This is a genomic window from Intrasporangium flavum (genome assembly GCF_001956915.1).
GTDB lineage: Bacteria > Actinomycetota > Actinomycetes > Actinomycetales > Dermatophilaceae > Monashia > Monashia flava.
The window spans coordinates 51,326-63,566 of the sequence record NZ_MLJO01000019.1 but is presented as its reverse complement, the minus strand read 5'-3'; the positions used below and the strand labels follow the sequence as shown (position 1 = coordinate 63,566).

Genomic DNA, 12,241 nt, shown 5'->3' with positions numbered 1-12,241 from the left:
GCGCCGACGCGTCGGCCGTGCCGGCGCTCGTCCTCGCGGCGAGCGACCCGGCCAACCCCTACGGCGCCGCCATCGGCTGGCCCGAGCGCGGCGTCACCGACGCCACCGACGAGGCCGCGGAGGGCTCCTCACGGCGCAAGGGCCACCAGCCCGGGCGCAAGGCCGGGGCGCTCGTCGTCCTCGTCGACGGCGCCCTCGTGCTCTACGTCGAACGGGGCGGCAAGACGATGCTCTGCTGGTCCGAGGACCTCGAACGGCTCCAGCCCGCCGCCGACGCCCTCGCGCTCGCGGTGCGCGAGGGGGCCCTCGGGCGCCTCACCGTCGAGAAGGCCGACGGCGCCTCGGTGCTCGGGTCGGGTCACCCGCTCGTGCAGGCGCTGTCCGACGCGGGGTTCCACATGACCCCGCGCGGACTGCGCCTGCGCCGCTGAGCCGCTAGCACTTCTCCCAGTAACCGATGGAGGACTGCTTGAGGGTCGCGGTGTAGAAGGTGTTGTACAGCCCGAGGTTCTGGTTCGAGCCGAGCGCGTAGGCGTACCCGCCCGACTGGTAGGCCCGCCCGGCCACGACGTGGTCGTAGTTGCTCGAGGTGATGCAGGTCGGCGGTGTCGTGGTCGTCGTGGGCGGTGGCGTGGTGGTGGTCGTCGGCGGGGGAGTCGAGGTCGTCGTGGGCGGCGGGGTGCTGCCGCCGTCGAGGCCGAAGAACTGCACGTCGTAGTACGCCGCGCACACGGTGTCGATGAAGTACGCGCCGGCGGTGCCGCACTGGTTGGCCGCGGTGCCCGGGTCGACAGCCGTGCCGTGCCCCATGCCCTGGACCCGGGTGACGCGGACCGAGCCGCCGTAGTCCTCCCACGTGACGCCGCTGGTGATCGTGCCCGTCGACGTCGGGGTCTGCGAGACGCCGTTCACGTCGGTGAACTGGTCGCGCAGTTCGGTGGCGTTCATCGGCGCGACGGTCGTGTCGCTCATGCCCTGCCAGATCGAGACCTTCGGGCGCGGGCCCGAGTAGCCGGAGTCGGCCGCGCGCACGAGGTCGCCCCAGGCCTTCGGCGTCTTGTCGACGCCCGGGTTCATGCACGTGAACGCGTCGACGGTGCTCGTGGCGCAGCGGTAGGGCAGGCCGGCGTTGATCGAGCCCCCGGCGAACTTGTCCGGGTAGGTCGCGAGCATGACCGACGTCATCGCGGCCCCGGCCGACAGCCCGGTGACGTAGACCCGGGAGCGGTCCGAGCCGTACGTCGAGACGGCGTAGTCGACCATCTGGGCGATGCTCGCCGCCTCGCCCTGCCCGCGGGTCGTGTCGCCGGTCTGGAACCAGTTGAAGCACGAGCTGCTGTTGTTCGCGCTGCTCTGCTCGGCCAGCACGAGCGCGAACCCGTACCGGTCGGCGAAGGTGCGCCAGCCCGAGCTGTTGAAGTACGTCGTCGCGTTCTGCGTGCAGCCGTGCAGCTCGACGACGACCGGGGCGCCCGACGGCAGGCCGTCGGGCCGGTAGCTGTACATCGCCAGGGCGCCCGGGTTGCTGCCGAACCCGGTGACCTGCTGGAGCGTCGCGGCGCTCGCGGGCGGTGCGTTGACCACGACGAGGGTCAGGGCGGCCGCCGTGACGAGGGAGAACACGGCCGCGAGGGCGCGGACGGCCCGGCTGGAGCGGGTCGGGTGCAGCCGGTGCAGCGTGATGGTGCGGGTGGAGCTCATCGTCGCCTCCGTTCCGGGCATCACCGTTGGTGCCCGGCCCACCACGGTGGCACCGCCCGCCCGCGCCGGGTGTGGGACGAACCACCACGAGCCGGACACCCGCCTGGCCCGGCGGACCATTGACGCGGCCCGGCTCTCGGGTCAGAGGTGGGTCAGAGGCGCTCCACGTGCGGGCGGGGCGTCGCCGAGCCGCGGGTGTCGAGGAAGCGCTGGGACAGCCCGGCGAGGCGGTCGACGTCGTAGGACCGGTGCCGCTGGAGCAGCACGACCGCGTCGGCCTCGGCCACGGCGTCCTCGAGGTCGGCGTCGGCGACGCGGGGCACGTCGGCGCCCACCTCGTCCCACCGCGTCACGTGCGGGTCGTGGAACACGACGTCGGCCCCCTGCTCGAGCAGGCCACGGGCCAGCGGCACCGCCGGCGACTCGCGCTGGTCGGCGATGTCGGCCTTGTAGGTGACCCCGAGGACGAGCACCCGCGAGCCGTGCAGCGCCTTGGCGTCGTGGTTGAGGGCGTCCTGGACGCGGCGCACGACGTAGGCGGGCATGCTCGCGTTGACCTCCTGCGCGAGCTCGACGAACCGGAACGGGTAGCCGAGCCGCGTGCGGACGTTGTGCGACAGGTAGTTCGGGTCGATGGGGATGCAGTGCCCGCCGACGCCCGGGCCCGGGTGGAAGGCCTGGAAGCCGAACGGCTTGGTGCTCGCCGCCGCGATGACCTCCCACAGGTCGATGTCGAGGTCGTGGCAGAACCGCGCCATCTCGTTGACGAGCGCGATGTTGATGTGCCGGTAGGTGTTCTCGAGCAGCTTGGCCGTCTCGGCCTCGCGCGTGCCACGGGTCGGCACGACCGTGTCGACGACCTTGCCGTAGAAGGCCGCCGCCGCGTCGGTGCAGGCGGGCGTGTGGCCGCCGACCACCTTGGGGGTGTTGACGATCCCGTACACCGGGTTGCCGGGGTCGACGCGCTCGGGCGAGAACGCGAGGTTGAAGTCGCGGCCGGCGACGAGGCCGCCCGCCTCGAGGATCGGGCGCACGACCTCGTCGGTCGTACCCGGGTAGGTCGTCGACTCGAGGACGACGAGGGTGCCCCGGCGCAGGTGCGTGGCGAGCGAGCGCGTCGCCCCGACGACGGCGCCGAGGTCGGGGCCGCCCTCCGATCCCAGCGGCGTCGGCACGCAGATGACGACCGTCGACGCGTCGGCGACGACCGACGCGTCCGTCGTCGGGGTGAAGCCGGCGGCGAGCATCGCGCCGACGTCGTCGTCGGACAGGTCGTCGACGTGCGAGCGCCCGAGCGACAGGGATGCGACGACCGACGCGTCGGTGTCGAGCCCGGCGACCCGCATTCCTGCCGCCGCCGCAGCCTGCGCGAGGGGCAGCCCGACGTACCCGAGGCCGACGACGACGACGTCGTGGCCGTACCGGTCAGACACCGAGCAGCTCCGGGGACTCGGCGAGCTCGAACGGGTCGAAGTCGGGGGCCCGGTGCCCGACGCCGAGCAGCTCGGCGATGGCGGCGACCGAGCGCTCGGCCGCGCGGCCGTCGCCGTAGGGGTTCACCGCAGCGGCCATGGCGGCGTAGGCGTGGGGGTCGTCGAGCAGCTCCTCGACGGCGGACCGGATCGTGGCGCCGTCGGTGCCGACGAGCCGGACCGTGCCGGCCTCGACGGCCTCGGGCCGCTCGGTCGTGTCGCGCATGACGAGCACGGGCTTGCCGAGGCTCGGGGCCTCCTCCTGCACGCCGCCGGAGTCGGTGAGAACGAGCCTCGAGGCGGCGAGGGCGTGGGCGAACCGGTGGTAGTCGAGCGGCTCGGTGAGCAGCACGTTGGGCAGGGAGCCGAGCAGCGGCTCGATGACGTCGCGCACGACCGGGTTGCGGTGCATCGGCAGCAGCACCTGCAGGTCGGGTCGGTCACGGGCGAGGTCGCGGACCGCCGTCATCGTCTCGACCATGCGAGGCCCCCACGACTCGCGGCGGTGCGAGGTGACGAGCAGCAGGTCTTGGCCGTGCGCGGCGTGGTCGACGGCCTCGGCCACGCGGGGGTCGTCGAACTCCACGGGCTGCGCGGTCGTCCACCGCAGCGCGTCGATGACGGTGTTGCCGGTGACGGGAACCCTTGCGGCATCGACGGACTCGCGCACGAGGTTGGCCTTCGACGTCGCGGTCGGCGCGAGGTGCAGGTCGGCCAGCGGAGCCGTGAGCCGGCGGTTGGCCTCTTCCGGGAACGGCGAGCGGATGTCGCCGGTGCGCAGCCCGGCCTCGAGGTGCACGACGGGGATGTGCTCGTAGAACGCGGCCAGGCCCGCCGCGAGCACGGTCGTCGTGTCGCCCTGGACGACGACGACGTCCGGACGCGTCTCGCGCAGCAGGGCCGAGGTGGCGAGAACGGTGCGCGCGGTGATCTCGGCGAGGCCGGCCCCGGGCGTCATGAGGTCGAGGTCGTGCTCCGGCCGGATGCCGAAGAGCCTGTTGACCTGGTCGAGCATCTCGCGGTGCTGGCCGGTGACGGCGACGACCGGCTCGATCCGGTCGTCGGCCTCGAGGGCCGCGACGAGGGGCGCCATCTTGATCGCCTCGGGACGCGTGCCGTAGACCGTCATGACGCGTCGGCGCGACGTGGGTGCAGTGGTGCTCATGATCGGATCTCCTTCAGCGCCAGAGGCCCCGGGTGTCGACGAGCTCGCGGCCACGGAGGTCGCCGAGGCTGACCGAGCGGAACGCGGCGTGGTCGACGAGGAGCACGACGACGTCGGCCTCGCGCACCGCCTGGGCGGTGGCGGCCAGCTCGACGTTGGGCAGGGCGGCCAGGCCGGCCGGGAGCGCGTCGACGTGCGGCTCGACCGCGAGGACGCGCGTGCCCGGGTGCTCGGTCGCGAACGTCTCGGTGATGGCGAGGGCCGGCGACTCGCGCAGGTCGTCGATGTCGGCCTTGAAGGCGAGGCCGAGGCACGCGACGGTCGCGCCCTCCCCGCCCGGCTTGCCGGCGAGGGCGAGCGCCGTCGCGATCTTGTCGAGGACCGAGCGCGGCCGGCCGTCGTTCGTCTCGCGGGCCGCCCGGATGAGGCGGGCCTGCTCGGGGGCGGCCGACACGATGAACCACGGGTCGACGGCGATGCAGTGCCCACCGACGCCCGGGCCGGGCTTGAGGATGTCGACGCGCGGGTGGCGGTTGGCCATCCGGATGACCTCCCAGACGTCGAGCCCGACGTGCTCGCAGATCTCGGCGAGCTCGTTCGCGAAGGCGATGTTGACGTCGCGGAACGCGTTCTCGGTCAGCTTGGCCATCTCGGCCGTCGTCGCGTCGGTGAGCAGGATCTCGCCGGTGACGAAGGTGCGGTAGACCTCCGCGGCGCGCATCGCGCACTCGGGCGTGAGGCCGCCGACGATGCGGTCGTTGGCGAAGATCTCGACCATGATCCGGCCGGGCAGCACGCGCTCGGGGCAGTGCGCCAGGTGCACGTCGGGGATGCCGCCCATGTGGGGGAGCTTGAGGTCGGGGCGCAGGTCGGAGATCCACTCGGAGATCAGCTGCGTCGTGCCGGGCGGCGAGGTCGACTCGAGGATGACGACCTCCCCGCCGCGCAGCTGCGGGGCGATCGCCTCGGTGGCCGCGCGCACGTGGGCGAGGTCGGGCTCGTGGTCGCCGCGGAACGGCGTGGGCACGGCGATGAGGTACACCGATGCGTGGGGCGTGCTCGTGGTGGCCGTGAGCAGGCCCTTGCCGACGGCCGAGGCGATGGCGACGTCGAGGTTCGGCTCGACGATCGGCACGCGTCCGGCGTTGATCTCCTCGACGGTGCGGGCGTTGACGTCGACCCCGACGACGGCGATGCCCTGGCGGGTCAGCGCCGCACAGGTCGGTAGTCCGATGTAGCCGAGGCCGATGACGGCGATTCCGTCGTCGAACATGAGGTGTCTCCGTTGCTGTGGGTTGCGGGTGAGGTGCTGCTGGACCGTGCGGCGAGGGCGGTGACGTGCCGGACGAAGTCGCGGCCGATGACCCGCCAGTCGAAGTGCTCGCGGACGTAGGCGTGGCCGGCGCGGCCCATCTCGGCCCGCCGGTCGGGGTCGTTCGCCAGCTCGACGAGGGCGGCGGCGGTGGCCTCGGCGTCCTCGAACGGCACGACGAGGCCGCAGCCGGCGCGCTCGACGAGGTCGCGGGCGAGGGGCAGCGGCGTCGTGACGACGGGGATGCCGCGGGCCATGTACTCGACGACCTTCGTCGGCATCGAGTGGCGGTAGTTCGGCCGGTCCTCGAGCAGCGACAGGCCGGCGAGCGCGCCGTCGAGCATCGGCAGCGCCCGGGCGCTCGGCACGAAGCCGTGGTGCACGACGTGCCCGCACTTGACGCCCCAGCTGACGGTGTCGGCGGTGCGCTGGTCGCGGGCCGGGCCGATGACCTCGACCTTGACGCGCCCGCGGGTGGCGACCGTGAGCAGGCGCCCGGTCTGCAGCAGCGTCGCCGCCCCGCGGGCCATCGTCAGCGAACCGAGGTAGACGGCGCGGGTGTCCCCGGGCGCCGGCACGGTCTCGGGCACGGTGACGGTGTTCGGCACGACGTGGTGGGGCCGCTCGAACCGCTCGGCGTACGCGTGCTCGGCGAGGATGAGGTCGTGGTGTCGCTCGGCGTACCGCTCGATGCGGCGGGCCGCGCCGGCCACGGTGCCGCGGGCCCAGTCGGGCACCCACGGCTTGGCCTCGACCGCCGCGGCGGTGTCCTCGTGGACGTCCCACACGAGGTGGGGCAGGCCGAGCCCGGCCGCGGCCGCGACGACCTCCGGGTCGTGCACGAGGACGACGTCGTGGTCGGCGGCGTCGTGGCGCAGCAGGCGGCGGGCGGCCCGGAACGCGGCACCCCGCGACCGGCCTGCGGCGTGCGGCACGTCGACGGCGTGCAGGCCGGGCACGTCGGGCAGCTCGAGCCCGTGCGCCGAGAACGGTGCCGCGTACGTGACGTGCACCCCGGCGTCGAGGAGCGCGCCGATCTGCCGGTGCCGGATGCGGGCGTCCTCGGGGTGGTGCACGACCGTCACGACGAGCGCGCGCACAGGGGGCACAGGGGGCACGGCGGTCACGCCCGCGCCTTCCGGTGGCTGTCCTCGTAGGCGCGCACGACGTCCTCGGTCGGCCCGTCCATGACGAGGCGGCCCTGGTCCATCCACAGCACCCGCTCGCACGAGTCGCGGATCGCGGCGTTGGAGTGGCTGACGAGGAAGACGGTGCTCGCGTCGCGGCGGATCTCGGCGATCCGGTCGCGGCTGCGGGCCTGGAACTCGGCGTCGCCCGTGGCGAGCGCCTCGTCGATCATGAGGATGTCGGGTGCCGCGGCCGTCGAGATCGCGAACCGCAGGCGCGCGCCCATGCCGGAGGAGTAGGCGCTCATCGGCAGGTCGACGAAGTCGCCGATGCCGGAGAACTCGACGATGTCGTCGTGGCGCTCACGCACCTCGCGTGGTGAGAGCCCGAGGGCGAGGCCGCCGATCATGACGTTGCGGGCCCCGGTGAGGCCGGTCAGCAGCACCGCGTTGACGCCGAGCAGGGACGGGTTGCCCTCGGCCCACACGCGTCCGCCGGTCGGCGGGATGAGCCCGGCGATGGCGCGCAGCAGCGTGCTCTTGCCCGAGCCGTTGCGCCCGATGATGCCGACGGCCTCACCGTGCCGGACGACGAACGACACGTCCTTGACGGCGTGGACGCGTCGGACGTTGCCGACCCCCGCCGGGTTGCGACGGCGCGCGAGCACCCGCTCCACGAAGGGCTGCTCGCCCTCGGTCGACGTCGCGCGCTTCTTGGCGCCGAACACCGAGTAGACGACGTCGAGGTTGGAGCACACGACGCTGGGACGGGCCCCGCCGGTGGTGTCAGTCGCTGCCATAGCGACCCTCCCCGCGCCAGAAGAAGACGATCCCCGACGCGCAGAGCACGACGCCCCAGACAGCCGCGGCGACCCAGCTGGACCACGAGAGGGGGTACTGGTCCATGAGCGCCTCGCGGGCGGTGGTCATGCCGACGGCGAGCGGCTGGTAGAGCAGCACGGCGCTCATGAGCCCGTGGCCGGCGTAGTGCGGGATCGAGAAGAAGACCCCCGACACGTAACGGGCCAGCCGTACGACGACGGGCACGAGGTTGTTCGTGTCGCGCGCGGCGTTGACGATCCGGGCGAGGAAGAAGACGAGCCCGAGGTTGACGAGGCTCTGCAGGCCCAGCGCCACGGGGAAGAGGAACCAGTGCCACGAGAACGGCTCCCCGGTGAGCGGCACCATGACCATGAGCACGAGGAACGCCGGCACGTTGACGAGGAACTGCGTCAGCGTCACCGACACCGGCAGCACGGCCCGCGGGAAGCGCAGGGCCCGGACCAGGCCGATGTTCGCCGTGACGGCCCGCGCGCCCGCGGTCAGGGCGGAGGCGGTGTAGCCGAAGACGAAGATGCCGATCGTCAGGAAGGCGATGTAGTTCGACGTGCCGCCGCGGGTCTTGAGCAGCAGGCCGAAGATCAGGTAGTACGACCCGACGAGCAGCAGCGGGTTGAGCACCGCCCAGAGCTGGCCGAGGTGGTTGTTCTGGTTCGTCGCGTACGCCTGCGACGAGGACAGGTGCCACACGAGGTGGCGGTAGCGCCACACGTCGCGCACGTACCGGCGCATCGGCGGGCGGACGCCGAGCTCCTCGAGGCCGCCGGCGCGGGCCAGGGCCTCGGCCTGGGCTCGCGTCAGCGTCGCCGGCGCGTACGGCGTCGGTGGTGGTGCGGTGGTCACGTCGGTCATGCGCCCTCGCAGACGGATTCGTAGATGTGCTGGTAGGTGCGGGCCGCGGCGGACCACGTGCGCTCGGCGGCGACGTGGTCGCGCGCCGCGCGCCCGAGCCGGGCGCGGAGGTCGGGGTCGTCCGCGAGCCCGCGGATCGCGTCGGCGAGCGCACCGGCGTCGCCGGCCGCCACGAGCCGTCCGCGGTCCTCGCCGACGAGCTCGCGCAGCGGCGGCAGGTCGCTGGCCACGACCGGACGGGCCAGGGCCATCGCCTCGACGGGCTTGAGCGGGGGCACGAGGCGGGTGACCGCGGTGGCGCGGCGCGGCAGGCAGAAGACGTCGACGGCGGCGTGGTGGTCGCGGCTGCGGGCGTGCGGAACGCGTCCGGTGAGGACGACGCGCGTGCGGGTTCCCTTGCGGGACAGCTCGTTCGCGCGCGCCGCGAGGCGGTCTCGGGCCGGTCCGTCGCCGACGACGAGCACGACGACGCGCGGGTCGTCGAGCAGGGCGGCGGCCTCGACGAGCACGTCGACGCCCTCGTAGTCGTTGAGCGTCGTCACCGTGCCGACGACGACGGCGTCGGGGTCGATGCCGAGGCGGGTGCGCACCGCGGCGCCGTGCGCGGGGTCGGTGAGGTACGCGTCGGGCACGCAGTTGCCGACGACGTGCACGCGGTCGGCGTCGACGCCGCGCGCGAGGACGTCGGCGCGCATCGTCTGCGACAGGGTGACGACGGCGGAGGCCAGGTGCAGGCAACGGGTCTCGGTCGCGCGGGTCCAGCGGTAGAAGTCGCTGGCGGTGCTGCCACCGCGGCTGGCCCAGGTGTCCTCGAGGAAGCCGCGCGCCTCGTAGACGACGGGCACGCCGAGCCGTGCCCCGGCCACGAGCGCGGCCTGGGCGTTGTCGTGCTTGGAGTGGGCGTGCAGGACGCCCGCGCCGACACCGCGCGCGAGCGACTCGACGGCCGACGCGTACGCCTCGAGGCGACGGTCGGGCAGATCGAGGCGGCCGAGCGGCAGGCTCCGGTGGTACGGGACGCCGCCGAGCACCGACTCGCGGGCCCGGAGCACGTGGCCCTGCGCGACGGGGTAGCCCGGCGGCGTGCAGACGTGCGCGTCGATGCCGGCGCGGCGCTGGGCGGCGACGATCCCCTGGGTGCGCACCGTGTAGCCGGCCTGCACCTCGGGCAGCGAGTTCGTGACGACGTGGACGACGGCCCGCCCGCCGGTGCGGCGCGAGCGGCTCGGCTCGAGCGTCTGCACGGCGGCACCTGTCAGCACCAGCCGTTCACCCGCGAGCCACCGACGGTGCGCTCGGTCGAGCGGGCCGCGGGCGCCGTCGAGGGCCTGCTCGGCCGCGGAGAGGTCGCCCGACGCGTGGGCGACGTATGCGGCGGCGCCACCGGTCGCGGGCGCCCGGTCCGCGGTCTCGGCGTCGACCTCGGTCCACTGGCCGGTGGCCGCGGCGGCCGCGAGGAGGCGGCGGGCCCGTGCCGGCGGCGCGCCGCGGAGGCCCTCGGACAGGCGTCTGCGGGCGAGCTCGCGCTGGCCCGACGCGGCGGCCGCGATGACCGACAGCGGGCCGCGGGTGCGCTCGCCGAGCCCGCGGGCGACCGGCCCGGGCAGCAGTCGCGTGCCGACCCAGACGGCCTGCCACGGGTTGCGGGCCACGTGGCTGCGCGCGACGCACGCCGCCACCGGCAGGTTGGCGAGCATCAGCGCCGTCGTGGACGGGATGTCACCAACTGTTCGGCTGCGCGTTGCGCCGCGGGGGGCGGGGGCGCCGAGGGCGGATGCCACAGTGGCGCCGAGTCCAGGTCTCACGGGACGAACGTCGCAGCGCACGCGAAACGTCGATGGGGCCGGGGCGGAACGCCAGTCGAACAGAGAGAGAAGTTTGTGAACACGAGGCAGCGGATCCTCGGTGACCTCGGCCGCGCGCGGACGGCCGCGCGTCGAGCCCTCGGTGACCCGCAGGCGCGGGCTGACCTGCCCCGCAAGGTCCGTCGCGAGATCGAGCGTCGGCTGCCGCGGGTGCGGGCGGCCCGGCTGCGCGTCGACCTGCCCCGGCCGGAGCTGCCCGACGGGCCCGTCGCCCGGCCGGACGTCCTCGCCGCGGTGATCCTCGACGACTTCTCCGACCTCGCCTTCCGGTACGAGTGGGACCAGGTGGCGGTGCAGCCCGATACGTGGCGGGAGACATTGCGGCGCAGTCGTCCCCACCTGCTCTTCGTCGAGTCGGCGTGGAACGGCAACGGCGGCGCCTGGCGCCTCGCGATGACCGCTCCGGAGGCCCCCTCGCTCGAGCTGCGCGACCTCGTCGCCTGGTGCCGGGCCGAGGGCATCCCGACGGTCTTCTGGAACAAGGAGGACCCGCCGAACTACCACCGGTTCCTCGAGACGGCGCGGCTCTTCGACCACGTCCTCACCGTCGACGCCGGCCGCATCCCCGACTACGAGCGCGACCTCGGCCACTCACGGATCGGCCTGCTGCCGTTCGGGGCCCAGCCTCGCGTGCACACGCCGGTGCGGCACGGCGCGGGCCGCACGCGCGAGGTCGCCTTCGCCGGTAGCTACTTCGCCGACAAGCACGACGAGCGACGCCGCCAGATGGAGTACGTGCTCGAGCCGGCCCTGCCGCTCGGGCTCGAGGTGTTCTCGCGGATGGCCGGGCGCGACCCGCGCTACCAGTTCCCGCGCCGTTACGCCGGCTCGCTCGTCGGCAGCCTCCCGTACGAGCGGATGCTCGGGGCGTACACCGCCTACAAGGTGTTCCTCAACGTCAACTCGGTGACCGAGTCGCCGACGATGTGCGCCCGCCGGCTCTTCGAGCTGTCGGCGGCCCAGACGCCCGTGCTGTCCGGGCCGGCCGCGTCGATCGAGCCGTTCTTCGGCGACACGGTGCGGGTGACCCACGACGCCGAGCAGACCGACCGCGAGCTGCGGGCGCTGCTCCAGCACGAGGACCACCGCGACCGTCTCGCGCTGCGGGCCCACCGGAGGGTCCACGACGAGCACACGTACGGCCACCGCGTCGACGCCGTCCTCGCGACCGTGGGGCTGCCGGTGCCGCGGCGGGACCGCAGCGTGTCGGCGGTCGTGCCGACGATGCGTCCCGGCCAGGTCGAGCACGTCCTGCGGTTCGTCGCGGCCCAGTCGCACCCCGACGTCGAGCTCGTCCTCGTGACGCACGGGTTCGAGCTCGACCCGGGCAAGGTCGGCGTGCTGGCCGACGCTGCGGGCCTCGACGCGTCGCGCGTCGTCGTGCGAGCGGCCGACGCGTCGCTGATGCTCGGGGCGTGCATGAACCTCGGCGTCGACGCCGCGTCCGGCCGGTACGTCGCGAAGATGGACGACGACAACGTCTACGCCGAGCACTACCTCCTCGACCTCGTCCGCGCCTTCGACTACACCGACGCCGCCGTCGTGGGGAAGTGGGCGCACTACGCGCACCTGACCGCCACCGGCGCGACGCTGCTGCGGTTCCCCGACGCCGAGCACCGCTACGTCGACCTCGTCCAGGGCGGCACGCTCCTGCTCGCGCGCGACCTCGCGACGCGGCTGCGGTTCGAGGACCTGCCCCGACGCGTCGACACGACGTTCCTCGAGAAGGTGCGCGCCGAGGGCGGCCGCGTCTACTCCACCGACCGCTTCAACTTCGTCTCGGTGCGCGCCTCGACGCCGGACGGGCACACCTGGCCCGTGTCGGACGTCGAGCTGCTGGCCCGGCGCGGGGTGCTCGCCTTCCACGGCGACCCGACCGAGCACGTCACCGTCTGATGGGAACCACC

At 73.8% G+C, this 12,241-nt stretch carries 10 protein-coding genes; 2 read left to right on the top strand and 8 right to left on the bottom strand.

What is annotated here, in order from left to right; all coding sequences use genetic code 11:
- On the top strand, nucleotides 1-431 hold a 431-nt coding region (locus tag BIV28_RS14875), incomplete at its 5' end, for a hypothetical protein (protein ID WP_207556010.1).
- Between the two features lie 4 nt (nucleotides 432-435).
- Here the strand turns inward: BIV28_RS14875 and BIV28_RS14870 are convergent.
- From BIV28_RS14870 to BIV28_RS14835, 8 genes are all read right to left on the bottom strand, one after another.
- The gene (locus BIV28_RS14870) at nucleotides 436-1,701 is read right to left on the bottom strand and encodes an extracellular catalytic domain type 1 short-chain-length polyhydroxyalkanoate depolymerase (protein ID WP_083707372.1); all 1,266 of its coding nucleotides are present in this window, start codon (nucleotides 1,699-1,701) and stop codon (nucleotides 436-438) included.
- 152 nt (nucleotides 1,702-1,853) lie between these two features.
- On the bottom strand, nucleotides 1,854-3,134 hold the full coding sequence (locus tag BIV28_RS14865) for a nucleotide sugar dehydrogenase (RefSeq protein WP_076263104.1): 1,281 nt from the start codon (nucleotides 3,132-3,134) through the stop codon (nucleotides 1,854-1,856).
- Nucleotides 3,127-4,338, bottom strand: coding sequence for a non-hydrolyzing UDP-N-acetylglucosamine 2-epimerase (wecB, locus tag BIV28_RS14860; RefSeq protein WP_076263102.1), 1,212 nt, complete (start codon nucleotides 4,336-4,338; stop codon nucleotides 3,127-3,129). The genes BIV28_RS14865 and wecB overlap by 8 nt, the downstream gene beginning before the upstream one ends.
- A 13-nt stretch (nucleotides 4,339-4,351) precedes the next feature.
- Nucleotides 4,352-5,611 (bottom strand): UDP-N-acetyl-D-mannosamine dehydrogenase, encoded by a 1,260-nt coding sequence (gene wecC / locus BIV28_RS14855; protein WP_076263100.1) that lies wholly within the window; start codon nucleotides 5,609-5,611, stop codon nucleotides 4,352-4,354.
- A complete protein-coding gene (locus BIV28_RS14850) occupies nucleotides 5,545-6,777 on the bottom strand; it encodes a glycosyltransferase (protein ID WP_207556009.1) in 1,233 nt (410 codons plus the stop codon). Before BIV28_RS14850 ends, wecC begins: the two co-directional genes overlap by 67 nt.
- Complete coding sequence (locus tag BIV28_RS14845) at nucleotides 6,774-7,577, bottom strand: ABC transporter ATP-binding protein (protein WP_076263098.1); 804 nt, start codon at nucleotides 7,575-7,577, stop codon at nucleotides 6,774-6,776. Before BIV28_RS14845 ends, BIV28_RS14850 begins: the two co-directional genes overlap by 4 nt.
- Nucleotides 7,564-8,469, bottom strand: a complete 906-nt coding sequence (locus BIV28_RS14840; RefSeq protein ID WP_076263096.1) for an ABC transporter permease — start codon at nucleotides 8,467-8,469, stop codon at nucleotides 7,564-7,566. The genes BIV28_RS14845 and BIV28_RS14840 overlap by 14 nt, the downstream gene beginning before the upstream one ends.
- Nucleotides 8,466-10,166 carry a glycosyltransferase family 4 protein gene (locus BIV28_RS14835; protein WP_076263095.1) on the bottom strand — a complete coding sequence of 567 codons (1,701 nt, stop codon included), beginning with the start codon at nucleotides 10,164-10,166 and terminating at the stop codon, nucleotides 8,466-8,468. Before BIV28_RS14835 ends, BIV28_RS14840 begins: the two co-directional genes overlap by 4 nt.
- Before the next feature lie 183 nt (nucleotides 10,167-10,349).
- On the opposite strand from BIV28_RS14835, the gene BIV28_RS14830 reads away from it, so the two are divergent.
- A complete protein-coding gene (locus tag BIV28_RS14830) occupies nucleotides 10,350-12,230 on the top strand; it encodes a glycosyltransferase family protein (protein ID WP_242653068.1) in 1,881 nt (626 codons plus the stop codon).
- Nucleotides 12,231-12,241 lie beyond the last annotated feature (11 nt).

Excerpts from the sequence above, each read along its gene's own strand:
- BIV28_RS14870 (WP_083707372.1), bottom strand. The coding sequence starts at position 1,701 with ATGAGCTCCACCCGCACCATCACGCTGCACCGGCTGCACCCGACCCGC.
- wecB (WP_076263102.1), bottom strand. The coding sequence starts at position 4,338 with ATGAGCACCACTGCACCCACGTCGCGCCGACGCGTCATGACGGTCTAC.
- wecC (WP_076263100.1), bottom strand. The coding sequence starts at position 5,611 with ATGTTCGACGACGGAATCGCCGTCATCGGCCTCGGCTACATCGGACTA.
- BIV28_RS14845 (WP_076263098.1), bottom strand. The coding sequence starts at position 7,577 with ATGGCAGCGACTGACACCACCGGCGGGGCCCGTCCCAGCGTCGTGTGC.
- BIV28_RS14840 (WP_076263096.1), bottom strand. The coding sequence starts at position 8,469 with ATGACCGACGTGACCACCGCACCACCACCGACGCCGTACGCGCCGGCG.
- BIV28_RS14835 (WP_076263095.1), bottom strand. The coding sequence starts at position 10,166 with ATGCTCGCCAACCTGCCGGTGGCGGCGTGCGTCGCGCGCAGCCACGTG.